Origin of the sequence: Microbacterium sp. LWH13-1.2 (genome assembly GCF_038397735.1) — a bacterium.
Taxonomy (GTDB): domain Bacteria; phylum Actinomycetota; class Actinomycetes; order Actinomycetales; family Microbacteriaceae; genus Microbacterium.
The window spans coordinates 3,221,102-3,242,540 of the sequence record NZ_CP151635.1 but is presented as its reverse complement, the minus strand read 5'-3'; the positions used below and the strand labels follow the sequence as shown (position 1 = coordinate 3,242,540).

The 21,439-nt window shown below is 68.9% G+C and carries 26 protein-coding genes; 9 read left to right on the top strand and 17 right to left on the bottom strand.

Annotated elements, in window-relative coordinates:
• The first annotated feature begins 80 nt into the window (after positions 1–80).
• Entirely contained in the window at positions 81–815 is a 735-nt protein-coding gene (locus MRBLWH13_RS15655; RefSeq protein WP_341955855.1) for a SipW-dependent-type signal peptide-containing protein, read from the top strand.
• A 74-nt stretch (positions 816–889) separates the two neighbouring features.
• Positions 890–1,663, top strand: a complete 774-nt coding sequence (locus MRBLWH13_RS15650; RefSeq protein ID WP_341955854.1) for a signal peptidase I — start codon at positions 890–892, stop codon at positions 1,661–1,663.
• 182 nt (positions 1,664–1,845) lie between these two features.
• Here MRBLWH13_RS15650 and MRBLWH13_RS15645 read toward each other — a convergent pair whose 3' ends face one another.
• The 3 genes from MRBLWH13_RS15645 to MRBLWH13_RS15635 form a co-directional block, all read right to left on the bottom strand.
• Entirely contained in the window at positions 1,846–2,676 is an 831-nt protein-coding gene (locus MRBLWH13_RS15645; protein ID WP_341955853.1) for a hypothetical protein, read from the bottom strand.
• Complete coding sequence (locus MRBLWH13_RS15640; protein WP_341955852.1) at positions 2,637–3,422, bottom strand: DNA/RNA non-specific endonuclease; 786 nt, start codon at positions 3,420–3,422, stop codon at positions 2,637–2,639. The genes MRBLWH13_RS15645 and MRBLWH13_RS15640 overlap by 40 nt, the downstream gene beginning before the upstream one ends.
• Positions 3,423–3,521: 99 nt before the next feature.
• Positions 3,522–4,418 (bottom strand): SDR family oxidoreductase, encoded by an 897-nt coding sequence (locus MRBLWH13_RS15635; RefSeq protein WP_341955851.1) that lies wholly within the window; start codon positions 4,416–4,418, stop codon positions 3,522–3,524.
• Between the two features lie 148 nt (positions 4,419–4,566).
• Here MRBLWH13_RS15635 and MRBLWH13_RS15630 point away from each other — a divergent pair, with 148 nt between their 5' ends.
• Complete coding sequence (locus MRBLWH13_RS15630; protein ID WP_341955850.1) at positions 4,567–5,124, top strand: dihydrofolate reductase family protein; 558 nt, start codon at positions 4,567–4,569, stop codon at positions 5,122–5,124.
• 15 nt (positions 5,125–5,139) lie between these two features.
• Here the strand turns inward: MRBLWH13_RS15630 and MRBLWH13_RS15625 are convergent, their stop codons facing one another.
• The 6 genes from MRBLWH13_RS15625 to MRBLWH13_RS15600 form a co-directional block, all read right to left on the bottom strand.
• On the bottom strand, positions 5,140–5,367 hold the full coding sequence (locus tag MRBLWH13_RS15625; RefSeq protein WP_056311088.1) for an RNA-binding S4 domain-containing protein: 228 nt from the start codon (positions 5,365–5,367) through the stop codon (positions 5,140–5,142).
• A gap of 62 nt (positions 5,368–5,429) precedes the next feature.
• A complete protein-coding gene (locus tag MRBLWH13_RS15620; RefSeq protein WP_341955849.1) occupies positions 5,430–5,732 on the bottom strand; it encodes a hypothetical protein in 303 nt (100 codons plus the stop codon).
• A 162-nt stretch (positions 5,733–5,894) separates the two neighbouring features.
• Entirely contained in the window at positions 5,895–6,731 is an 837-nt protein-coding gene (locus MRBLWH13_RS15615; RefSeq protein ID WP_341955848.1) for a hypothetical protein, read from the bottom strand.
• Between the two features lie 79 nt (positions 6,732–6,810).
• A complete protein-coding gene (locus tag MRBLWH13_RS15610) occupies positions 6,811–8,094 on the bottom strand; it encodes a glutaminase (RefSeq protein ID WP_341955847.1) in 1,284 nt (427 codons plus the stop codon).
• 52 nt (positions 8,095–8,146) lie between these two features.
• Positions 8,147–9,478, bottom strand: coding sequence for a HAMP domain-containing sensor histidine kinase (locus MRBLWH13_RS15605; protein WP_341955846.1), 1,332 nt, complete (start codon positions 9,476–9,478; stop codon positions 8,147–8,149).
• The gene (locus tag MRBLWH13_RS15600; RefSeq protein ID WP_341955845.1) at positions 9,471–10,148 is read right to left on the bottom strand and encodes a response regulator transcription factor; all 678 of its coding nucleotides are present in this window, start codon (positions 10,146–10,148) and stop codon (positions 9,471–9,473) included. The genes MRBLWH13_RS15605 and MRBLWH13_RS15600 overlap by 8 nt, the downstream gene beginning before the upstream one ends.
• A gap of 96 nt (positions 10,149–10,244) precedes the next feature.
• Between MRBLWH13_RS15600 and MRBLWH13_RS15595 the strand changes: the two genes are divergently transcribed.
• On the top strand, positions 10,245–10,781 hold the full coding sequence (locus tag MRBLWH13_RS15595) for a hypothetical protein (protein WP_341955844.1): 537 nt from the start codon (positions 10,245–10,247) through the stop codon (positions 10,779–10,781).
• A gap of 19 nt (positions 10,782–10,800) precedes the next feature.
• Here the strand turns inward: MRBLWH13_RS15595 and MRBLWH13_RS15590 are convergent, their stop codons facing one another.
• From MRBLWH13_RS15590 to MRBLWH13_RS15580, 3 genes are all read right to left on the bottom strand, one after another.
• Positions 10,801–11,007, bottom strand: a complete 207-nt coding sequence (locus MRBLWH13_RS15590; RefSeq protein ID WP_341955843.1) for a CDGSH iron-sulfur domain-containing protein — start codon at positions 11,005–11,007, stop codon at positions 10,801–10,803.
• On the bottom strand, positions 11,004–12,044 hold the full coding sequence (locus MRBLWH13_RS15585; RefSeq protein ID WP_341955842.1) for an iron-containing redox enzyme family protein: 1,041 nt from the start codon (positions 12,042–12,044) through the stop codon (positions 11,004–11,006). Before MRBLWH13_RS15585 ends, MRBLWH13_RS15590 begins: the two co-directional genes overlap by 4 nt.
• 105 nt (positions 12,045–12,149) lie before the next feature.
• Complete coding sequence (locus MRBLWH13_RS15580) at positions 12,150–12,599, bottom strand: carboxymuconolactone decarboxylase family protein (protein WP_341955841.1); 450 nt, start codon at positions 12,597–12,599, stop codon at positions 12,150–12,152.
• A gap of 100 nt (positions 12,600–12,699) precedes the next feature.
• Here MRBLWH13_RS15580 and MRBLWH13_RS15575 point away from each other — a divergent pair, with 100 nt between their 5' ends.
• Together MRBLWH13_RS15575 and MRBLWH13_RS15570 are read left to right on the top strand one after the other, a co-directional pair.
• Positions 12,700–12,879, top strand: a complete 180-nt coding sequence (locus MRBLWH13_RS15575) for a hypothetical protein (protein ID WP_056311101.1) — start codon at positions 12,700–12,702, stop codon at positions 12,877–12,879.
• 45 nt (positions 12,880–12,924) lie between these two features.
• On the top strand, positions 12,925–13,392 hold the full coding sequence (locus tag MRBLWH13_RS15570; RefSeq protein WP_341955840.1) for a hypothetical protein: 468 nt from the start codon (positions 12,925–12,927) through the stop codon (positions 13,390–13,392).
• Here MRBLWH13_RS15570 and MRBLWH13_RS15565 read toward each other — a convergent pair.
• The 3 genes from MRBLWH13_RS15565 to MRBLWH13_RS15555 all read right to left on the bottom strand — a co-directional run bounded on the left by MRBLWH13_RS15565 (position 13,359) and on the right by MRBLWH13_RS15555 (position 16,083).
• Positions 13,359–14,744 (bottom strand): LLM class flavin-dependent oxidoreductase, encoded by a 1,386-nt coding sequence (locus MRBLWH13_RS15565; RefSeq protein ID WP_341955839.1) that lies wholly within the window; start codon positions 14,742–14,744, stop codon positions 13,359–13,361. The genes MRBLWH13_RS15570 and MRBLWH13_RS15565 overlap by 34 nt on opposite strands.
• 83 nt (positions 14,745–14,827) lie before the next feature.
• Entirely contained in the window at positions 14,828–15,559 is a 732-nt protein-coding gene (gene pnuC / locus MRBLWH13_RS15560; protein ID WP_341955838.1) for a nicotinamide riboside transporter PnuC, read from the bottom strand.
• Positions 15,556–16,083, bottom strand: a complete 528-nt coding sequence (locus MRBLWH13_RS15555; protein WP_341955837.1) for an N-acetyltransferase family protein — start codon at positions 16,081–16,083, stop codon at positions 15,556–15,558. Before MRBLWH13_RS15555 ends, pnuC begins: the two co-directional genes overlap by 4 nt.
• An 83-nt stretch (positions 16,084–16,166) precedes the next feature.
• Between MRBLWH13_RS15555 and MRBLWH13_RS15550 the strand changes: the two genes are divergently transcribed.
• The gene (locus MRBLWH13_RS15550; RefSeq protein WP_341955836.1) at positions 16,167–17,087 is read left to right on the top strand and encodes a serine hydrolase; all 921 of its coding nucleotides are present in this window, start codon (positions 16,167–16,169) and stop codon (positions 17,085–17,087) included.
• A 17-nt stretch (positions 17,088–17,104) separates the two neighbouring features.
• On the opposite strand, the gene sigJ is transcribed toward MRBLWH13_RS15550, so the two are convergent.
• Positions 17,105–18,031: an RNA polymerase sigma factor SigJ gene (gene sigJ, locus MRBLWH13_RS15545; protein ID WP_341955835.1), complete on the bottom strand. Its 927-nt coding sequence runs from the start codon at positions 18,029–18,031 to the stop codon at positions 17,105–17,107.
• 148 nt (positions 18,032–18,179) lie between these two features.
• Between sigJ and MRBLWH13_RS15540 the strand changes: the two genes are divergently transcribed.
• A complete protein-coding gene (locus tag MRBLWH13_RS15540; RefSeq protein ID WP_341955834.1) occupies positions 18,180–18,932 on the top strand; it encodes an NAD-dependent epimerase/dehydratase family protein in 753 nt (250 codons plus the stop codon).
• A 70-nt stretch (positions 18,933–19,002) separates the two neighbouring features.
• The gene (locus MRBLWH13_RS15535; RefSeq protein ID WP_341955833.1) at positions 19,003–20,352 is read left to right on the top strand and encodes a DUF222 domain-containing protein; all 1,350 of its coding nucleotides are present in this window, start codon (positions 19,003–19,005) and stop codon (positions 20,350–20,352) included.
• Between the two features lie 22 nt (positions 20,353–20,374).
• Here the strand turns inward: MRBLWH13_RS15535 and MRBLWH13_RS15530 are convergent, their stop codons facing one another.
• Positions 20,375–21,292, bottom strand: coding sequence for a DUF808 domain-containing protein (locus tag MRBLWH13_RS15530; protein WP_341955832.1), 918 nt, complete (start codon positions 21,290–21,292; stop codon positions 20,375–20,377).
• Positions 21,293–21,439 lie beyond the last annotated feature (147 nt).

The following is a 21,439-nucleotide window of genomic DNA, read 5'->3' as shown; positions in this document are numbered from 1 at the left end:
CACCCGAGGTCCTCATCCCGACGGCCGGACCCGAGGTCCTGCCGCGCCACACCCGACCACCATCACAAAGGAGCACTCGCATGAGTACCGAGAACCCCCAGATCATCGTCGTGACCGAAGAGAGGAAGAAGCGCCGCGGCGCACTGCTGCTCGTCGCCGGCGGGGCCGCAGCCCTGCTCGCGGGCGGCTCGACGTTCGCCCTGTGGACCGCGACCGACGGCTTCAGCGGAGGACAGATCACCGCTGGAGACCTCGATGTCGTGCAGACCGCCGACACGACCTTCTGGGACGTGTCCGCAGACCGCGACGACGCGACCGCCACGGTCACCGGTACCGACGGATCGCAGCTCGGCCACGCGCTCTCCCCGGCGGACGCGTCGACCTGGCGCATCGTTCCCGGCGACAAGGTCGCGGCCTCGTTCTCGGCCGACGTGACCCTCGAGGGAGACAACCTCGTCGGTCGACTCGCGCTCGAGGGCTCCGCGCTGAACGAGTACGACATCAGCGGCATGACGTACACGTACGAGGTGTACCAGGACGGCGCCCTCGTGCAGACCGAGACCGCTCTGCCCGTCACGGCAGATGCGACCCTGCTCTACCTGTCGGCACCGCAGACAGGACAGGATGCCGGCCTCGAGGACGCGAACGGCATCACGGTGCTCCCGATGGCCGCGACCACGGAGGACCTGACGGTCGTCGTCTACGGCACCTTCTCGTCGACGGTCACCGACCGCACCGACGTCACGCTGACCGACACGCTCGCCGGGTTGAACCTCAGGCTCGAGCAGGTTCGCGACACCGGAGAGCAGTTCTAAGCACCCCGGTCGGGAGGCGCCCCGCGACCGGGGCGCCTCCTGCGAACACCACCCCACCGATGAGAGACGGACGCATGCGCACCGCCGGCAGGATCCAGAAGAGCTGGTACGAATCGCCCTGGCGCATCGCCGGGCGAGCCGTGTCGCTCGCGTTCGTCGTGACGGTGATCGCGCTCATCGCCGCACTCGTCGTGGTGCCGCGAGTGGCCGGAGGGTCATCGCTCACCGTGCTCACCGGTTCCATGGAGCCGACCCTCGCGCCGGGCGACATCGTGGCCGTGCGAGGCGTCGCACCCGATCAGGTGTGCACCGAGATCGGCGTCGGCGACATCGTCACCTACCTACCCGAGCCCGGGAATCCGGCGCTCATCACCCACCGGGTCGTGGGCAAGACCGTCGGCGCGTTCGACGACGGCGCCGACTGCCGCTTCATCACCCAGGGCGATGCCAACTCGGCGGAGGACGCCCCCGTATCGCCCGAGCAGGTGCGAGGTGCTTTCCTCTACAGCCTCCCCGCGCTCGGATGGGTGCGGCAGTGGGTGTCGGAGAACCTCCTGATGCTCGGCATCGTTCTCGGCACCGGTCTGCTCGGCTACGGCCTCTGGAGCACGTTCAGGAAGCCGCGGACACGCGTGATCCTGACTTCGGGGTCGGGTGGGGGCGCCGCGGTATCCGCTCCTGCACCGTCGCTCGACGAGCTGCGGGTCCGGGAACTCGATCTCCGCGAACGCGAGCTCGCGATCCGCGAGCGGGAACTCCAGTTCGCGCGACTGCGACTGCCGCCTGTCGACGAGGACTCCTTCCGCGAACTGCTCCCGACCACGACGAATCCCGAGAGAGACCAGTGATGTCGCACCCGCACCCCGCCGCCTCTACTGCGTACCCCGTATCCGGAGTCCTCGACGACGTGCTCGCCGACTCTCGCCGGCGAAACCGTCGAGCGTCGCTCGTCTCGTGGATCCTCGCTCTGGTCCTCCTGTTCACCCTGGCAGGCGTGCTCTCGGCGGCCGGCGTCCTGCCCGCGTCGCCGTCAGTCCAGCCAGGCCGGATCGCGGCGACGGGCGGCCCCGCGGGCGCGGCACCGGCGGCGGCATCCGACGTTCGAGCCGATTCCTGGGGCGCCGTCACTACGGCCACCTGGGACGGCGAGGCGACGCACCTGGACTGGTCGGGTCGCTCGTACTCCACCGCCGAGGCCTCGTTCGTCGGCGACCGGGTCGCATCGCCGGGTGACCGCACACGACGCACGCTGCTGTTGACGAACACCGGTCCATCTCGCGCCGACCTGGCGGTGTCGCTGCGGTTCGGCGAGGTCATTCCCGAGGCAGCCCGCAACCCTGACCTCGCCGACGACGTCGAGCTGTTCTGGAACGTGGGCGGCATCGAGGGGACGCAGCCCTACGCCGCGCTGCGTGACCGATCGGTGGGCGTCGTGGAGATCGCGCAGGTTCAGGTCGCTCACGGTGAGACGGTGAGCGTGGAGATCGGATTCGAGCTTCGGGCGGAGACGACTCGGCATCGCATCGGGGGTGCCGCCTCCACCGAACTCGCCTTCGACGTGGTCGCCACCATGTCGGGGGATGTCGATGCGCAACCCCAGCGCCTGGCGGCCACCGGTGCGGGCTCCCTCCTGCTGTTCGGAATCGCCGCAGGGCTGCTGATGCTGCTCGGCCTGCTCCTCGTCGCCCGTCCTCGGCGCCGGTGCGACGACTGCTCGAGAACCGTCGGCAGACGGGAGCCGTGGACCGATCTGACGCGGCACGATGTCGGCCGGTACCGGGTGTGCCCGGACTGCGCTCGGCTGAGTCGGCAGACCGACGGTCAGAGCGCGATGTCGTCCGAGGAGGTCAGGGAGATCCACTCCGTGGGCCGGATGCTCCCTCGACGCAGCACATCGGCGTCGCCGAGTGCCCCCACGTCGACGCCGGTGATCCGTGCGATCTCGGCGACCGGAACCTGGAACGTGCGGAAGGCACCCAGAGGCGGCGCGGCGAGCAGGCCGCGGCTGGTCTCCACGAGGTCGGTCTGGTCGAGGATGAAACCGGCGGATGCCGGGCCGTCGGGCCCCTGCCACGCGGCCACTTTCCAGAACCGGAGGGGGATGCGGATGCCGCGATATGTGGGATCGTCGTCCGCCAGCACGGGCGCGGTGAAGACCGAGACGCACTGATCGGTGGTCTCGGCGTATTCGATCACATGGTCTTCGAGACCCAGCCAGAGCTCTTTCGACTGATTGAACCCGGCCGCCTGCGGAGCCGCATTCGGATAGAAGAACGTGGCTTCGGTCGCCGCCCGGGCGTCGGCGACATCGCCCCAGCCCGGGTCGCGCCGTCGCACGAGGTGTCCGCGGTCGAGGTCGTTGCGTGAGTACACCTCGGGGCCGGTCTGCAGATCGGCGGCGACCCGGGGGTCGAGACGCCACTCGCCGGTGCGCGGCAGATCGCGCAGCAGCGCTCCGTCGATGTTCACACCCGTCACGACCGCCAGGCGGCGGGCAGTGTCGAGCAGCACCGTGAAGCGCGGGTAGGTCAGCTCGGTCGCATCCTGCGTCGGCTGCGGCAGAGGAATGGGCGTCGGAAGGAAATCGTGGTCGTATCCATCTGCCATACCGACATATTGCCTTGCGGCGCTGACATCGGCGAAGGAGTGCCGCGCGCACGAACGCCCCGCCCGATCGTCTCGGGCGGGGCGTTCGCACTTCTCGGCTCACGGGGTCGGCATACCGCCGTTGACGTTGAGCGTCTCGCCGGCGACGTAGCTCGACTCCGCGGAGGCGAGGAACACGTACGCGGGGGCGAGCTCGGCGGGCTGACCCATGCGGCCGAGCGGCGTGTTCTCGCCGAACTCCTCGAGCTTCTCCTGCGGCTGTCCGTCGCTGGGCTGCAGCGGCGTCCAGATCGGACCCGGCGCCACGGCGTTCACACGAATGCCCTTCGGCGCGAGCTGCTGTGCGAGGCCCTTCGTGAACGCGTTGATGGTCGCCTTCGTCGAGGCGTAGTCGACGAGGATGTCCGAGGGCGAGTACGCCTGGATAGACGTCGTGTTGATGATCGCGGAACCTGCCGGAAGGTGCGGGAGCGCCGCCTTCGTGATCCAGAACATCGCGTACACGTTGGTCTTGAAGGTGTCATCGAACTGCTCGTCGGTGATGTCGGCGAGCGACTCCTGATAGACCTGCTTGCCGCCGTTGTTGACGAGGATGTCGAGGCCGCCCAGCGCTCCGACCGCTTCGGCGACGAGCGTGCGGCAGTACTCGGGGTCGCGCAGATCGCCGGGGATCTGCGCCACGGTGGCGCCGGCGTCGCGCAGGATTCCGGCGATGCGCGCCGCATCCTCTTCCTCGGCCGGAAGGTACGAGAGCGCCACATCCGCACCCTCACGGGCGAAGGCGATCGCGGTGGCCGCTCCGATGCCGGAGTCGCCGCCGGTGATGAGCGCCTTGCGGCCGGTCAGGCGGCCGGTGCCGCGGTAGCTGTCCTCGCCGAGGTCGGCCTTCGGGGCGAGATCTGCGTCGAGCCCCGGCTCGGGCGTGTGCTGCTTCTCGGGCTCGATGTCGGAGTAGAGCTCGGCGGGATTGACGAAGGTGTACTGGTCACGAGACATGGGGGTTCCTCTCGGTAGCGGGTCTGGGGTATGCCTCCAGCGTGCGTCGACATCGCGATCTCGACCAGCGCCTTGCGCCTCGCGGGACTGGTCGCTAAGGAACCGGGAAGGGGTCGATCCGCTCGACGGTCGGGAGTAGCCTCGCCGCATGGGCCGACTCATCTACTCCATGATCACGTCGCTCGACGGCTACGTCAGCGGGCCCGATGGCGGGTTCGACTGGGCGCTCGACGAGGAGCTGCACGACTTCATCAACAGACAGTTCGCCGATGTCGGCACCTACCTCTATGGGCGGCGCATGTACGAGACGATGGTCTACTGGGAGACCGCGCACCTCGAACCCGATCAGCCGCAGGTGGGGATCGATTACGCGCGCGTGTGGCAGGCTGCCGACAAGGTCGTCTTCTCGACGACTCTCGCGGAGGTCTCGAGTGAGCGCACCCGTCTCGAGCGCTCCTTCGACCCCGAGGTGGTCGAACGCTGGAAGGCCGAGTCCGACAGTGATCTGACGGTCGACGGTCCGACGCTCGCGGGCGAGGCGATCCGGGCCGGACTGGTCGACGAGTTCGGTCTGTTCATCGGTCCGGGGATCGTCGGCGGGGGAAGGCCGTTCTTTCCCGAGGGCGTGCACGTCGACCTCGAACTGCTCGAGGATCGCCGGTTCGGCAGCGGTGTGATGTTCCTGCGCTACGCGACGCGGCGGTGACCGGAAAGTCCGGCGTCAGGGGCGGACGCGCACCGTTCGGCCCTCGAAGGTGACCAGGTCGCCGTCGTGCAGCTGACGGCCTCGGCGACGATCGACCTCGTCGTTCACCCTCACGAATCCGTCGATCACGACCTCCTTGGCGTTGCCGCCGGAGTCGAGGAGCCCCGAGAACTTCAGGAACTGGCCGAGGCGGATCATCTCTCCGCCGATGGAGACGTCGTCGATTCGGCCGGAATTCGTCATGACTGAAATCGTAGCCGCCGGATGAGGTCGGCCGGGCGCGGGATCTTCGCAGTGGCTCGACTTCAGCCGAGCGCCCGCTGGATCCGCTGGCTGAGCCGGTCGGCCGCCGTCGAGGTCGTCCGGCGACGGGTCGGCGACTGAAGCGCGATCCGCACGTCGGATCCGCCCTCGGACATCGGAGTCGCGACGACCCTCACGTCGGCGGGCCCCGCGAACAGCGTCCGGCGTGTGCTGAAGGACACAGAGCGGTGATCGCAGACCCTCCACTCGACGTGTTTCAGCTCCGTCGTGAGCTGCTGCAGCACCCGCACGACGGAGTCCGCCTGCGCGGGAGTGTGGAAGTTCGTGTGCACCGTGACCGGCATGGATTCCCCTGACGACAGCATCTGCGGTCTGCGATCGAGACCGTACCCACCTAGAGAGACTGCGCGGTGGACGGATCATGATGCGAGAATGCCGAACTCGTCGCAGACGCGTCGAGCCGCCGACCCCGTGGGGCCGACGGCTCGAGGAACGACGCGGGTCGTTCAGTCGTCGATGTCGGTGCCGACGACGGCGAAGTCGGCGCTGAAGTCGATGTCGATCGAGCGGCGGTCGCTCGTGAGCACCGACGCGTCGTAGGGGCTGACCTCATCGTTGTCGGCGTCGAGGTCGGTGATCATGCCGTCGGCCTCAGCCAGCGCGGCGTCGACGAGTGCGCGGATGGCCGCCTCGTCGAGCGTGTGGGCAGGGGCGGAGTCGTCGTCGTCCTGCTCGGTCGAGACGACGGTGGCCGCGAGGTCTGCATCCACTCGCACCTCGGTCTCGCTTCCGTTGGCGGCGGTCAGCTGGACCTCCCACGTGCCGTCGCGCTTCGCGTCGATCGACGTGACATCGCCCTCGGCCGCTCCACGGGCGGCATCCGCGATCGCGACGAGATCGTCGGCCGAATCGGTGCCGATGTCGGTCACCGGGCCACCGCCCTGGGGTGCGCCCTGCTGGTCGCCATCGTCGTCGCGGTCGTCGCCGGGCTGGCCTCCACGGTCGTCCGCATCTCCGCGCGGGCCGTCGGAGACCGACGGGCGGTCGTCGTCGTCACCGAACTCGTCGCCGACGGCAGCGCCCAAGGCCACGCCGCCTCCGACGAGGACGACGGCCGCGGCGATTCCGCCGCCGATCAGGAGCGCGCGCTTGCGTCCGGGCTTGGCGGGGGCTGCCGGAGCGGCCGTCGCGTCAGCGGCGAGCGGTGCGACGGGGACGGTCTCCGCCTCGGATGCCGGAGCGGGAGTCGCCTGAGGTGCGGGCGGTGCGGGCGGCGCCGGCGGGGTCGGGTTCGACGGGATGTTCTCGGGCGTCTGGTCGGGGGTCGGGTTCTTGTCGTTCATGTCTCGATGCTCTCGCGGGGGCGCTGAAGCCACCCTGAAGCCTCCTGAAGCGATCTTCAGGAAGGAGCCGACATATCAATCAACCGCGGATCGCGCTCGCGACGTCGGGGAAGGATGCGGGGATGTAGCCTCCGTGCGCCTGCTCGCCGTGCACAAGCTCGCCCGTCCCGGTCTCCGCACTGCCGAGCACGCCCCACGGGTCGACGATCCGCACGTCATGTCCGTCGAGGTGCAGGCGGCGGACGCCTTCGAGCAGCATCCGCTTGGCGATGTCGTTGGCGCGCTGCACCCGGTCGAGGTCGACGATCACGGGGTCGTCGCCCTCGGGCTCTTCCGCGAATCCCCGCAGCACGCGCTCGGCCTCCATGAAGTGCAGGTCGCCGGCGATCTCGTGCACGGGGGCGCCGTCGTGCTCGACCCGGCGCGACACGGAGCGGGCCACGTCCGTCGAGGTCATCAGGTGCAGGCCGAGATCGTGGTTCATGCGCTCGAACATGCGCACACCACGGGTGCTGTTGCCGTGCGGGTCGAGTCGGGGCGAGAACACGGCGATGCCGACCTGACCGGGCAGCACCCCCATCAGGCCGCCCGCGACGCCGCTCTTGGCGGGGATCCCGACCGAGGTGAGCCAATCGCCCGCCGAGTCGTACATTCCGCACGTGGTCATGACGCTGAGCACCTGGCGGTTGATGGCGGGGTCGATCACCTGTTCACCGTCTGACGTCCGGCCCCCGGCGGCGAGCACCGACCCCATGCGGGCGAGGTCGCGCACCGAGACCGACACCGAGCATTGCCTCGTGTAGCCGCGCACGACGTCGGCGGGGTCGGCATCGAGAGTGCCGACCGTGCGCAACATGTACGCGAGCGCCATGTTGCGGTCGGCGGATGCCAGCTCGGACTCGAAGACGTCCTCTGCGATCGAGAGCCGGCGACCCGCGAGGCGGCTGTAGAGGTCGAGGATGCGCTCCGTCCGAGCATCCGCATCGGCGCCCTGCACGAGCGCGTGCGCGGCGATCGCACCCGCGTTGATCATCGGGTTGCGGGGGCGACCGGTCTCGGGCTCGAGGGAGATCTCGTTGAACGCGTCTCCCGAGGGTTCGACGTCGATCCGCTCGAGCACGCCGTCGAGGCCCTGGTCGGCGATCGCGAGCGCATACGTGAACGGCTTCGAGATCGACTGGATCGTGAATTCCACGTCGGCATCCCCGGCGACATAGATCTCGCCGTCGAGCGTCGCCACCGCGATCGCGAGCCGATCGGGGTCGGCGTGGGCGAGCTCGGGGATGTACGAGGCGACCTCACCGGCATCTTCCCCGCACGACTCGAGCAGCAGGTTGAGGTAGTCGATCATGGGGGTCTGCATGTCCACCATGCTCCCACGCCCCGCTGCCGTGGCTCCCGGCCGCCGGGTCGGCTCAGACCGACAGGGGGAGTGTCACGACGAACCGGGCGCCGCCCCACCGGGAGGCGTCGACCGACACGGTTCCGCCGCTGGCCGTGGCGATGCCGTGGACGATCGCCAGGCCGAGGCCGCTGCCTCCGGCATCCCGGCTGCGGGCCTCATCGAGCCTGACGAAGCGCTCGAAGATGCGCTCGCGCTCGTCGGGCGGCACTCCCGTTCCGTCGTCCTCGACGGTGACGAACACCCACGAATCCTGCGGGATCACACTGATGGCCACGCGGCCGGCACTGTGCCGCGCGGCATTGTCGGCGAGATTGCGCAGCAGCTGACCGAGAAGTCGCGGATCGCCCTCGACGCGGGCCGCGCGGATGCCGGAGCTGTCGACCTCGATGCCGCGTGAACGCAGTCGCCGCGCCTCGCCGAGGGCGAGGTCATCGAGATCGACGGCCTCGTCGTGAGTGCCGCCGCCCTCGTCGAGTCGAGCGAGCAGCAGCAGGGATTCGACGATTCCCTGCAGACGGAGCCCCTCGTCGGAGACGACCTCCGCGAGTTCGCCGATGCTGGTCGTGGCCGGATGCGCCTGCGCGAGCTCGGCGTGCTGGCGGATCGTCGCGAGGGGCGAGCGCAGCTCGTGCGACGCGTCCGAGACGAACCGGCGCTGGGCCGTCGCCGAGGCGTCGAGGCGATCGAGCATCCGGTTCATGGTGATCGCGAGCGCCGCGATCTCATCCGATGACGCGGGGACCTCGACCCGATTGTGCAGATGCTCGGCGGTGATCCCGTCGACCTCCTGGCGGATGCGCGTGACCGGTCTGAGAGCTCGGCCCACGACGAGCCACGTCGTGACCGCGACGAGCACGAGGAGGAGGGGAACGGCGACTGCGAGCAGCACCACGACAGTCGACAGGGTCTCGTCCCCGTCTTCGATCGAGACGGCGAGGACGAGAGTGTCGTCGTTCTCGAGGTCGTCTGAGACGACCAGCATCGGCGTGCCGTCGATCGTCACCGTGAGCGCGTGGTCCGCGATCGGGAGCGCGCTCGATCCGAGATCGTCCCGCGCATCCTCACTCGCTGCTCGCACGGATCCGTCAGCTCCGATGATCTGCACGATCTCGTCGTCGAGAGTGTCGATGCCTCGGCCCCCGCCGGGGCCGCCACCCGGGCCGTCCAGGCGCTCGGTCAGCTCGTCGAGTCGCTGCTCGGCGGCACGTTCGGCGCTGGCATGGATGCTGGAGCTCAGGATGCCGTAGAACGAGAACGCACCGATCAACAGGGCGGCGGCCACGACGAGAGTCGCGCCGAGGGTCGTCCGCGCTCGCACCGACTTCCCGCGGCGGCTAGCCACCGTCGGCCGCCAATCGGTAGCCCGCACCGCGGATGGTCTCGATCGCCTCGCGACCGAAGGGCTTGTCGAGCTTGCGGCGCAGATGGCCGACGTAGACCTCGACGATGTTCGGGTCACCGTCGAAGTCGTCGTCCCACACGCCCTCGATCAGCGTGCGCTTCGACAGCACCTGACCCCGGTGGCGCATCAGGTATTCGAGCACGGCGAACTCGCGGGCGGTCAGGGTCACGGGCGTCTCGCCGCGCCAGACATGATGCGACGAGGGGTCGAGCTTCAGGTCGCCGGCTTCGAGGATCGCAGGGCGGGCGACGGCGCCGCGGCGCACCAGGGCGCGGATGCGGGCGACGAGGATCGCGAACGAGAAGGGCTTGGTCACATAGTCGTCGGCGCCGGTCTCGAGGGCCTCGACCTGATCCCACTCGCCGTCCTTCGCGGTGAGCATCAGCACGGGCGTCCAGTTCTCCTCCGCGCGCAGCGCCTCGCACACCTTCCACCCGCTCATGCCGGGCATCATCAGGTCGAGCACGATCGCGTCGTACCGGGTCTCGCGCGCACGCCAGAGCCCGTCGACGCCGTTGTTCGCGACGTCGACCGCGAAGCCCTCGGCCTCGAGCCCCCGGCGGACGGCGTCGGCCAACCGCACCTCGTCGTCAACCACCAGGATCCGCATTCCTCCAGTGTGGCGGGCGCACGCTGAATCCGCGCTGAAGCGGGGCGGACGCGCAGGGAGGCTTGGCTCGCACGCGCCCCTGTGGTTGCATGAGGCATGACCGGAATCCGGGGGGACAGGTCGAGAAGCACGCGTCTGCTTCTCGTCATCGCTGCGACGGCGCTGCTCGCGGGATGCGCGACGGCGGGCACTGCGCCCCTCGGGGCCGCGCCGACCGAATCACCATCGCCCACCCCGACCGCGGCCTGCCCGCAGGTCGAGGGCGTCGAGCTGCCGCCGGAGTGCGCGCCGTACGATCCCGACGACGCGATGGCCCAGAACGAGCGCTACCGCGATCGGGTGGACATCTCAGAAGACAGCCGAGCCGCAGCCGAGACGCCGGCGAACGAGGTCCGGACGGCGCTCGAGACTCTCCGCACCTCAGGAGACGTGACTGTCTCTGCCGTGGAGGACGCGATCGCGGCTGCCGGCCTCACTGACATCCAGACACTCGGCGATGAGCGGGCCGTCGCCTTCGGCGCTGCCGCGCCTGCGGGCGGCTGCGTCTTCGGCGAAGTCTCTGCCGCCGTGCTCACGGTCGAGATCGGTGGCGTCATCATGGACGGCGGCTGCCTGCCGGCGGTCGGCCACTGAACGACCGGCCGGCGCACGATCACGAATCCGTGCGGAAGCCGGCGGCCTTGTGCGTGCCGTCGCAGAACGGCTTGATCGTCGAGAGACCGCAGCGGCACAGCGCCACCGTGCGGCGCGTGACCTCGATCGGCTCGCCGTCGGAGGTCTCCAGCACGGCGGCGCCGCGCACGAGCAGCGGACCGTCGGGATAGGCCGTGATCGTCACAGCATCCTCGCGCGCGTTCATCGATCCGCCCTCGGTCGCAGCGACGATTCGCCGCGCGTCCAGGAGTCGAGCATGTGCCCCGCCGCCCAGCCGTCGACGGTCAGGCACGCGGCTGCGCCGAACATGATGTCGGCGAGCAGATCGGGTCGGTCCTCGGCCAGCCCGCCTGCGAGGTCGCGCGCCGCGATCTGCTCGTGCACGGCATCCGCCTCGACGTGCTCGTCGAAGTAGTCGGTCACGTCCTCGGTGAAGCCGAGGCGGCGCAGGCCGTCGGCGTACAGACGATTGGGGATCGACGACGTCATCTCGAATGCCGCGAGATGGCCGACGATGGCTCCGACGAGGCGCCGATTGAGGCCGAACATCGACATCGAGTTGAGAGAGGCGAGCGTGATCGCCGGGACGTCGTCGACGTAGGCTCCGTAGGCGTCGTCGAGTCCGGCGCCGCGCATGGCCCGAGCGAAGATCGTCGCGTGCACCCGGTCGGGCCGCCCTGCGCCGTACTCGTCGGACTGGATCTCGACGAGCGCCGCCTTCGACCGGCCGCTGAGACGGGGGATGGCCCAGGAGTGCGGGTCGGCTTCGCGCAGCGTGTAGATCGAGCGCTGCATGAAGAACTCGTGCATCTGCTCGTCCGTCGCCTTCTTCGCGACATAGCGCGACAGGCTCGGCCCGGTGTCGGCATCCGCGAGGGCGAACAGCGCTCGTCCGACGGCATCCACGGTCGGTTCGGGGAGCTCGGGCATCGGCACCGTGGCACGCAGAGCGCGCTCGAACGCCTGCTCCAGCAGCCCCCGCGTCGCGATCAGCGCGGTGTCCCACTCGAGGGTCGGGTCGAGGTCGGGAAGAGAACCGTACGACGACGCGTAGAGCACGAAGAGGGCGAGCTGGATGTCGTCATCGCGCACGACGTCGGCGCTCGCCGCAAGTGCGGCCTCGGCCTGCGCACCGAGATCGTCGACGTCGCCACCGGTCAGTCGGCGGATGACGGCGTCGCTGAGCGGACCGCGCGGCGTGATGCCATGGAGGGCGGAAGGGGTGAGGGCCGGTGCAGACATGCTCGCAGTCTCGCCCCGATCCGCCCACCCGTGAAGGGTCTTGACGGGAGCGCATCGGATGCGAAAGGGCGGATGCCTCAGCATCCGCCCCGTGTCCTGCTGCGGTCAGCCGTGCACCGGGTAGTGGCTGTTGATCGCGATGCGGTTCCAGCTGTTGATCACTACGGCGAGCCACGTCACCGCCGCGATCTGCTTCTCGGTCAGCACGCCCTCGACGTCGACTCCGCGGTCCGCGAGGCGGCCGTGGTCGCCGATCAGAGTCACGTTCTCGGCGATCTGCAGCGCGGCCTGCTCTTCGGCCGAGAAGTACTGCGACTCCCACCAGCCCGCGAGCACGGCCAGGCGGTCGGCGGTCTCGCCGGCCTTGACCGCGTCGGCGCAGTGCATCTTGAGGCAGAAGGCGCAGCCGTTGAGCTGCGACGCCCGTACCTTGACCAGTTCGACGAGCAGCGGCGAGAGCCCGGCATCCGTCCCGGCCTCTGCGGCCTTGCCGGCGAACTCCAGCATCGCCTGATACGGGGCTGCGTAGACCTTGCCGATGTTGACGTGCGTCACGTCGTCTCCTTCACTCACGAGGGCGCCGAATGCGCCTCCATGAGTACTGACGCCGCAGCATCCGGATCTGTGACGTGCCCTCGCCGCCTAGGCTGGATTCATGAACAAGAACTCGCTCTGGACCATCGTCGGCGTCATCCTCGCCGTGGTGATCGCCTGGTGGATCGTCAGCGCGCTGTTCTCGATCCTCTGGTTCATCGCCAAGCTCGCGATCGTGCTCGTCGTCGCGGTCGTCGTCTTCCTGGTGCTGCGCGGTCTGTTCAGCTCGAAGGCCGAGTGAGCCCGCTCGACCTCACACTCCGCGGTCGCGTTTCGTCATAGGGGTATGCGACGACTCCACACCCTCGCCCTCGCGTTCTCGGCTCTGCTCGGTCTGTTCGTCGGCGGCTGGGCATACCTCGCGCCACTGAGCTTCTACGAGTCGTTCCCCGGCGTTCTCGGGGCGTGGGTGTCGGTAGACGGTCCCTTCAACGAGCACCTGATACGAGATGTCGGCGCCATGTATCTCGCGCTCGCCGCGGCCAGCGCGGGCGGACTGGTCTGGCGCGACCCGATCGGATTCCGCGTGCTGGGCCTCGCCTGGACCGTGTTCGGGACTCTGCACTTCGCCTACCACGCGCTGCATCTCGAGCACATGTCCGTCGAGTCGGCGATCGGTGAGATGGTCGCGCTCGGAGTGAGCCTGCTGCTCGGCATCGCGCTGCTCGTTCCCGAGCGGGCGTCGACGAGCGACGGAGACGAGCGCCCCGACGGCTCCGATCAGGCGACCGGGACGCTCGAGCCGATCCGATAGCGGGCCGCGCGGTGCGTGTCCTGCACGCGGTCGCCCTTGCCCTGCAGCTTGTTGCGCAGCGTGCCCGGCGTGTACTCGTTCGGGTAGACGCCGCGCTCGCGGAGCACCGGGATGACGTGCTCGATAACGTCCTGCCAGGTGCCGGGGGTCACGGCGTAGGCGAGGTTGAAGCCGTCGATGTCGGTCTCCGCGACCCACGACTGCAGCTCGTCGGCGATCTCGACGCCCGAACCGACGATCGTCGGGCCGAGGCCGCCGATCGCATTGTGGCGGCCGAAGTCGCCGACGGTCCATTCGCGTCCGAGGTCGGCCTCCTCCTTCAGGTGCTGGAGCACCGACTGGATCGCGTTGGACTCGACGTTTCCGACCGGTTCGTCCTCCGCGTACTGCGACAGGTCGACGCCCATCCAGCCCGACATGAAGGTCAGTGCGCCTTCGGGGCTCGCGTACGACAGGTACTCGGCGTGCTTCGCCGCAGCATCCTCGCTGGTGGCTCCCGTGATCACGGTGAGCAGCGTGTAGATCTTCGCGTCGTAGCGGTCGCGACCGGCATCCTCCAGTGCGTCGCGGATGCGCTTGACCGTGCCGGCGAGCACCTCCTTCGAGGGCGCGGCCACGAAGATCGCCTCGGCGTTCTCCGAGGCGAAGCGCACACCGCGAGGGCTGGCTCCGGCCTGGTAGATGACCGGGGTGCGCTGCGGTGACGGCTCGGAGATGTGGATGCCGGGAACGCTGAAGTGCTTCCCCTCGTGGCCGATCGGGTGCACCTTCGACGGGTCGGTGAAGACGCCGCGCTCGCGGTCTTCGACGACCGCGTCGTCTTCCCACGATCCCTCCCACAGCTTGTACAGCACCTCGACGTACTCGTCGGCGTGGTCGTAGCGGTCGTCGTGCGCGAGCTGGTCGTGCTGGCCCATGTTGCGCGCGGCGCTGGGCAGGTAGCCGGTGACGACGTTCCAGCCGACGCGTCCGTTGGTCAGGTGGTCGAGCGTGCTCAGGCGCCGTGCGAACGGATAGGGGTGCTCGAACGCGGTGCCGGCGGTGATGCCGAAGCCGAGATGCTCGGTGACCGCCGCCATGGCGCTGACCAGCAGGATCGGGTCGTTGACGGGGACCTGGGCGCCGTTGCGGATCGCCGCCTCGTTCGTGCCGCCGTAGACGTCGTAGGTGCCGAGCACGTCGGCGATGAAGATGCCGTCGAAGGTCGCGCTCTCGAGCAGCTTCGCGAGATCCGTCCAGTACGAGATGGTGTTGTACTGGCGCGAGCGGTCGTCGGGATGACGCCACAGACCGGACGACTGGTGGGCGACGCAGTTCATGTCGAAGGCGTTGAAGCGGATCTGACGGGTCATGGGGTCAAGCAAAACCCGGGGAGGCGCCCCGTGTCAGCCCCCGCGACACGGGGCGACACATTCGTCGGTCGAGTCCGGCCCGGTCAGCCCCGGTCGCCGTCGACGGTCTTGACAGTGGAGGTGATCGGTCGAGGGTCGGGCATGATCGTCTCGACCTGGGGTTTCGCGTTCGCCTGCGCGCGGCACCACACCACGAACCCGACCGCGGTGAAGACGCCGTAGAACACGTACATCAGGCCTGTGGCGTAGAAGCCCGAGCTGAACAGCAGCGGCACGCCGACGACGTCGACGGCGATCCAGATGAGCCAGAACTCCGTCCAGCCCTTCGCCATGCCGTAGGTGGCGAGCAGGGATCCGACGAAGGTCCACGCATCCGCCCAGACGGGCTCCCATGAGCCGAGCGCGCGGAACAGGGGAGTGAGGGCGATCGTGCCGATGACCATCACGAGCACGAGTCCGATGCGGGCGCTGTTGGGCGCCCACCGCGGGGTGACCCGGCCGCCGTCGGCCGATGCCTGCCGCCAGCGCACCCAGCCGTAGATCGCCACGACGATGAACATGACCTGACGACCGGCTTGGCCGAGCAGATGCGGCAGTTCGTGGTCGGGATTCAGGATCGACCCGAGGAACACGGTGAGCAGCAGCAGGTTGCCGACGATGCCCACCGGCCACGCCCAGATCTTGCGCTGCATGCCGCCGAGCGCGCTCGCGAGGCCGAATACGTTGCCGACCACCTCGCGGATGAGCAGCACCTGGCCGCCCGGAAGCACCCACTGCGAGTTGAAGGCGTCGGCCAGCCAGAGCAGCGGGTTCACTGCAGTTCGTCCGGGAAGGGGCGCTCGTCGAGCACGAGCTGCAGGAAGGTGAGGTCGAGCCAGCGGTCGAACTTGGCACCGACCTGCGGCATGCGCCCGACCTGCATGAAGTCGAGCCGCTTGTGCATGATGATCGATCCGGTGTTGCTGCTCTCGATCGCCGCGACCATGACGTGCTTGCCCAGCTCGCGGGCACGGTGGATGAGTTCGATCATGAGCGCCTTGCCGATGCCGCGACCCCGCTGGCCGTCGCGCACGTAGACCGAGTGCTCGACGGTGTGCCGATATCCGCTGTGCGGGCGCCAGTCGCCGAAGGTCGCGTAGCCGAGCACACCCGTGTCATCGACCGCGACGAGCACCGGGTAGCCGCGCTCGGTGCGCTCGGCGAGCCAGGCGGTGCGGTCGTCGACCGTGACGGCCTCTTCGTTCCAGATGGCGGTGGTGGTCAGCACCGCGTCGTTGTAGATGGCGGTGATCGCCTCGACGTCGGCGGTCTCGGCATCCCGGATCTGGTGGTCGCTCATCGGATCTCCTGCATCTGCGCTCGGGTGCGCACTGGACGACGGTAGCAGGATGCCGGGGCGGGGGAGTGCGGAAGACTGGCGTCATGTCTCTCGCTGAAACGGTCCGCGACCACATCGTCCGTGCGATCGACGAGGAGCAGCTGGCGGCGTACGGACTCCACGTGCTCGTCGGTCATGAATCCGCCCAGCACCGGTGGCGCAGCGACGATCGGGTGAACCTGTATTCGGTGTCCAAGGGCGTGAGCGCACTCGCAGCGGGGATCGCCGTCGACGAAGGCATCCTGTCCTTGGACACCCGAGCCGTCGATGCTCTCGGGGTTTCTGATATCGGCTCGGGCGCGGAGGCGGTGACCCTCGAGCACCTCCTCTCGATGACGAGCGGAATCGACTTCGAATGGTTCGGGGATCAGGAGGTGCCCTGGCCCGACCTCGCCCAGGAGATGCTCGCTCGTCCGAGCCGAGGCCCGGGCGAGCACTTCCAGTACTCGGATGCCAGCACCTACGTCGCCATGAGGATGCTCGGTGCAGTCGCCGGCGATGTCAGGGACTGGCTGATGCCCCGTCTGTTCCAGCCGCTCGGCATCCATAACCCGCAGTGGTTGAGATGTCCGCTCGGATGGATCGTGGGCGGAAGCGGGCTCGAACTCCGCACGGAGGAGCTGGCTCGGATCGGACGCGTGCTTCGAGACCGAGGCCGCTTCGGGAACGACCGCATCGTGTCGGAGCGCTGGGTCGGTCGGATGCACTCCCACTGGGTCGCGTCGGGGGCGGGTGGCCTGTACTCCTCCTACGGGCTGGCCGCGTGGCGTGGGCCGGGCGTCGGTTGGCGTCTGGACGGGCGGTACGGGCAGTACGTCTTCATCCACGATGCCGCGGACGCGGTCGTCACGATCACGGCGCATGAGGAGAGGAGCGATCAGCGGCTCGTCGAGATCGCGGCTGCTGCTGTCACCGACGCTGTGTCAGACGACGCTGTGTCAGACGACGCTGGGTCGGGTCGCTGACGGCTGATTCTCGGCGCTCACTCCGCGGTCTCCTGGCGGGGGGATCGCCAAAAGGTGAGCTTGGCGGGATTGAGCACGATCCACAGCTGGGTGATCACACCCGCCTCCACGTGCAGATTCATGACCGAGTGCACGTTCTCGCCGTCGCGGAACACCAGGCCGAGCCCGTCGCCGAACTGTCGCTCCTCCGCGGTGAAGTGCGGGTTCTTGGTCGCGATCCCGAGCAGGAAGCGCGCGACGTTGTCGGCACCGCTCACGACCTTGCGTGCGGCGCTGACCACGCCACCTCCGTCGCTGCGCAGTTCGACGTCTGGTGCCAAGAACTTCAGCAGCGGGGCGACCTCGCCTGTGCGCGTCGCCTGCTGGAAGGCCCGCACCACGCGGTCGTGCTCATCGCGAGGGACCGCGACCGCGCGACTTTCGCGCACATGACGGCGGGCGGATGCCGCGAGCTGCCGCACCGCGGCGGAAGAACGCCCCACGGCCTCGGCGATCTCGTCGAACGGCACGGCGAAGACGTCATGCAGCACGAAGGCCACCCGCTCAGCCGGAGTCATCGCCTCGAGCACGACGAGCAGCGCGGTGGAGACGTCGTCGTCGAGGGTGATGCGATCGAGTGGATCCTCCGGCGGGGATGCCGTGCGCGATCCGATCACTCCGGCGAAGAGCTCGGACGGAACCGGCTCCGGCAGCCAGGGGCCGACGTACTGCTCGCGCCGACGACGTGCCGAGCCGAGCAGGTCGAGGGCGACGCGGCCCGCGACGGTCGTGAGCCAGCCTGCCGGGTTCGCGATCGCCTCCCGCTGGGCTTCGGTGAGCCGGTACCACCGCAGGTACGTCTCCTGCACGACATCCTCGGCATCCGTCAGCGTTCCCGTCATCCGATACCCGAGGGCGAGCAGGCGTCGCCGTTCGCGGAAGACGTCGTCGAGCTCGTCGTCCATGGGGTGCCTTTCGGATGCGGGTGCGAGTGTGCTTTCGCAGGATACGACGACGGAGCAGGGTGGAGTGTGAGGCCTCACGTTCTCGGGCGCTGGTTCGTCATCTGGTGCAGAGGGCGTGGACGTGTGCCCCGGAGCGGAGAGGAATCGGATGAGGATCGCGGTCGCAGGAGGAACAGGGGTCGTCGGTCGGCACGCCGTGGAGGCGGCGCGGGCGGCAGGTCACGAGGTGGTCGTGCTGTCGCGGTCAGCCGGAGCCGATGTGCTCACCGGTGCGGGACTGGTCGAGCGGCTGCAGGGGGCGGATGCCGTCATCGACGTCACGAACACGACCACGCTCTCGGCTGCGAAGGCGGTGGAGTTCTTCGAGACGGCGACTCGCAATCTGCTGGCGGCGGAGTCGCGTGCGGGTGTCGCGCACCACGTCGCCCTGTCGATCGTGGGGATCGATGGCATCGACGCCTCGTACTACGCGGGCAAGCTGGCACAGGAACGCGCGGTGGACGCAGGAGTGGTGCCGTTCACGATCGCGAGGGCCGGTCAGTTCCACGAGTTCGCCGGGCAGCTGTTGTCGGGGATGTCCGGCCCGGTGGCGGTGCTGCCGAAGCTGCTCATGCGGCCGGTGGCTGCGCGCGAGGTCGGGGAGCATCTGGTGCGTGTCGCCGAGGGGGCGCCGGCCGGGCGTGCGCGCGATCTCGTCGGGCCGCGCGATGAGGTCCTGGTCGATCTCGCCCGGAGGCAGCTGGCGTTCGACGGAGTGCGCCGGCGGGTGCTGGGAGTGCGGCTGCCCGGCGCCTACGGGCGAGGGCTGGCGTCGGGAGCGCTGCGCGGAGGGGCGGATGCGACGCAGGGTCGGGTCACGTTCGATGAGTGGCTGCGGGGCGACGACCACCTGCCTTCATGAGCTCGGGTTCCTGCTCCAGCGGATTCCGGCATCTCGCTCGAGATTCGAACATCTGTTCTAAAATGGAGACATGCCCTCATCCCGCCTGATGCCGCTTCTCGAGGCCTTCGAGCGCCTCGGCGACGTCTGGGGCGACGCCGGGGGGTCAGCGGAGCTCTCGCGCATCGAGCTGCTCGACGCGCACCGTGCGGTGAGCCAGGCGCAGCGATGCCTCGACGGTCTCCACGCCGAGCTCGCGGCGACGATCGCGCACGAGTCGCGGTCGGAACTCGGCCCTGACGGGGTCGCGAAGCAGCACGGATACCGGAGTGCTGCGACGATGATCGCCGCGAACACGGGTGGGTCGGCCGGCGACGCCAAGCGACTCATCGCGGTGGGGCAGGCAGCGGCGCCGCGGACGAATCTGTTGGGTGAGGTCCTGCCCGCGCGGTATCCGGCGCTGGCGTCGGCGCTCGCCGCAGGGGAGATCTCCGTCGCGGCCGCCGCGCTCATCGTCAGCCTGCTCGAGCGGATCCGACTCAAGGTGGGGTCGGCTCGGGTCGAAGAGGCCGAGCGTCTCCTCGTCGGCAGGGCAGCGGGGATGTCCCTCGCCGACGTCGGCAAGCTGGTGGCCCGTGCCGAAGCCTGGCTCGACCCAGACGGCGTCGCGCCCAGAGAGCGAGAGGCCCGCGACCGCCGTTCCCTGACGATGTTCGAGCGCGACGGCTCGCTTCACCTCGTGCTGCAGACCGACATCGCCTCGGGGGCGCCGGTCAAGGCCGCGATCCAGGCCTACGTGGCGGCGTCGTTTCAGTCGCGGATCACTGCGACAGACCCTGGCGCGCCGGATGCCGATCGCCGTTCGGTCGCGACGATCCAGGCCGATGCGTTGACCGCCATCTGCGAGCACGCGATCGCCTGCGACAACGGCGGGATGCCCGCATCGGGTGCGACAGTGGTGGTGCGCGTGAACCTCGACCAGCTCACGTCGGGCGAGGGCAGCGCGACGATCGACGGCAGCGACCAGCCGGTGAGCGTCAGCACCTGCCGTCGCATGGCTGCGGGCGGCGGCATCATCCCGGTGGTTCTCGGATCAGCGGGGGAGATCCTCGACTGGGGGCGGGAGAAGCGGTTGTTCACCCGGGCGCAGCGATTGGCACTCGTCGAGCGAGACGGCGGATGCGCCATGTGCGGTCTCCCGCCGCAGATGACCAAGGCGCACCACATCAGGTGGTGGCAGCGAGACGCCGGACCCACCGACCTGAACAACGGCGTACTGCTGTGCGAGTCGTGTCACCATCGCATCCACGACAACGGGTGGGACATCCGCATCGAGGGAACCGGAGCCGCGGCGCGGGTATGGCTGATCCCGCCGCGAAGCATCGATCTCGCGAGGACTCCGCGCCTCGGGGGCCGGGCCCGCTATGACATCGCTGCCTGACGTCGATTCCGTGGTGCGCGGTTCAGACGTGCACGTCGGCGGGCGATTCCTCGCCCTCGTGGAAGTTCGGCTTCTTGCCGATCACGCGGCCGATGCCCAGGATGATCCCGACGATGATCAGACCGGCGATCAGGCCGGCGATGGCCGAGAAGAGGGTGTCGCCGATCCAGACGATGACTCCGCCGAGGGGCTCGAGCGCGTGCTCGATGGCATGCAGGATGTCCTCGCCGAAGTGCACGCCCACCTCGCCGAGGTTCACGAGCAGCAGGTGGCCACCGACCCACAGCATCGCCACGGTGCCGAGGATGCTGATGAAGCGGAAGACCGCCGGCATCGAGCGCACGATCCGCATTCCCGTGTGGCGGACGCGTGCGACCGGGTTCTTGGCCATCTTCAGACCGATGTCATCGATCTTCACGAGCAGGGCCACGGCGCCGTAGACGACGCCCGTCATGAGCAGGGCGATCACCGCGAGGATCGCGAGGGTCGTCCAGATGTCGAGACCGGCCTCGAGGTTCGCCAGCGAGATCAGCATGATCTCCGTCGAGAGGATGAGGTCGGTGCGCACGGCGCCGAGCACCAGCTTCTTCTCGTCGCGGGCGCCCTCATCGGCGTGACCGTGCTGCACACCGAACCACTCGAGCACCTTCTCGGCGCCCTCGAAGCACAGATAGGCACCGCCGAGGATCAGCAGGTACGGCAGCACCCACGGTGCGAAGGCGGTGAGCACGAGCGCGATCGGGATGATGATCACGAACTTGTTGACCAGCGAACCGAGCGCGATCTTCGCGACCACGGGCAGCTCACGCGCCGGTGTGATGCCCTGCACGTACTGCGGGGTCACCGCGGCATCGTCGATCACGACGCCCGCGGCTTTCGCCGAGGCCTTCATCGCCGCGCTGAGGATGTCATCGACGACGGCGAGCAGTCCAACCGACATGTGGGTCTCCCTGTGGTGTGTGTGGCGGAGCAACTCTATCGACTGAGCGCAAACTCACAGCGCGCTCACAGTCCTGCGGGACCAAATCCGGGGCGCCGCTGGTTCTTCTCTATGACGCTGCAGCCAGCCGCGTCGGACAAGGAGTCA

Coding starts and splice junctions, on each gene's coding strand:
- MRBLWH13_RS15655 (WP_341955855.1), top strand. CDS start 81: ATGAGTACCGAGAACCCCCAGATCATCGTCGTGACCGAAGAGAGGAAG.
- MRBLWH13_RS15650 (WP_341955854.1), top strand. CDS start 890: ATGCGCACCGCCGGCAGGATCCAGAAGAGCTGGTACGAATCGCCCTGG.
- MRBLWH13_RS15640 (WP_341955852.1), bottom strand. CDS start 3,422: ATGGCAGATGGATACGACCACGATTTCCTTCCGACGCCCATTCCTCTG.
- MRBLWH13_RS15635 (WP_341955851.1), bottom strand. CDS start 4,418: ATGTCTCGTGACCAGTACACCTTCGTCAATCCCGCCGAGCTCTACTCC.
- MRBLWH13_RS15630 (WP_341955850.1), top strand. CDS start 4,567: ATGGGCCGACTCATCTACTCCATGATCACGTCGCTCGACGGCTACGTC.
- MRBLWH13_RS15625 (WP_056311088.1), bottom strand. CDS start 5,367: ATGACGAATTCCGGCCGAATCGACGACGTCTCCATCGGCGGAGAGATG.
- MRBLWH13_RS15620 (WP_341955849.1), bottom strand. CDS start 5,732: ATGCCGGTCACGGTGCACACGAACTTCCACACTCCCGCGCAGGCGGAC.
- MRBLWH13_RS15615 (WP_341955848.1), bottom strand. CDS start 6,731: ATGAACGACAAGAACCCGACCCCCGACCAGACGCCCGAGAACATCCCG.
- MRBLWH13_RS15610 (WP_341955847.1), bottom strand. CDS start 8,094: ATGCAGACCCCCATGATCGACTACCTCAACCTGCTGCTCGAGTCGTGC.
- MRBLWH13_RS15600 (WP_341955845.1), bottom strand. CDS start 10,148: ATGCGGATCCTGGTGGTTGACGACGAGGTGCGGTTGGCCGACGCCGTC.
- MRBLWH13_RS15595 (WP_341955844.1), top strand. CDS start 10,245: ATGACCGGAATCCGGGGGGACAGGTCGAGAAGCACGCGTCTGCTTCTC.
- MRBLWH13_RS15590 (WP_341955843.1), bottom strand. CDS start 11,007: ATGAACGCGCGCGAGGATGCTGTGACGATCACGGCCTATCCCGACGGT.
- MRBLWH13_RS15585 (WP_341955842.1), bottom strand. CDS start 12,044: ATGTCTGCACCGGCCCTCACCCCTTCCGCCCTCCATGGCATCACGCCG.
- MRBLWH13_RS15575 (WP_056311101.1), top strand. CDS start 12,700: ATGAACAAGAACTCGCTCTGGACCATCGTCGGCGTCATCCTCGCCGTG.
- MRBLWH13_RS15570 (WP_341955840.1), top strand. CDS start 12,925: ATGCGACGACTCCACACCCTCGCCCTCGCGTTCTCGGCTCTGCTCGGT.
- MRBLWH13_RS15565 (WP_341955839.1), bottom strand. CDS start 14,744: ATGACCCGTCAGATCCGCTTCAACGCCTTCGACATGAACTGCGTCGCC.
- MRBLWH13_RS15555 (WP_341955837.1), bottom strand. CDS start 16,083: ATGAGCGACCACCAGATCCGGGATGCCGAGACCGCCGACGTCGAGGCG.
- MRBLWH13_RS15550 (WP_341955836.1), top strand. CDS start 16,167: ATGTCTCTCGCTGAAACGGTCCGCGACCACATCGTCCGTGCGATCGAC.
- sigJ (WP_341955835.1), bottom strand. CDS start 18,031: ATGGACGACGAGCTCGACGACGTCTTCCGCGAACGGCGACGCCTGCTC.
- MRBLWH13_RS15540 (WP_341955834.1), top strand. CDS start 18,180: ATGAGGATCGCGGTCGCAGGAGGAACAGGGGTCGTCGGTCGGCACGCC.
- MRBLWH13_RS15535 (WP_341955833.1), top strand. CDS start 19,003: ATGCCCTCATCCCGCCTGATGCCGCTTCTCGAGGCCTTCGAGCGCCTC.
- MRBLWH13_RS15530 (WP_341955832.1), bottom strand. CDS start 21,292: ATGTCGGTTGGACTGCTCGCCGTCGTCGATGACATCCTCAGCGCGGCG.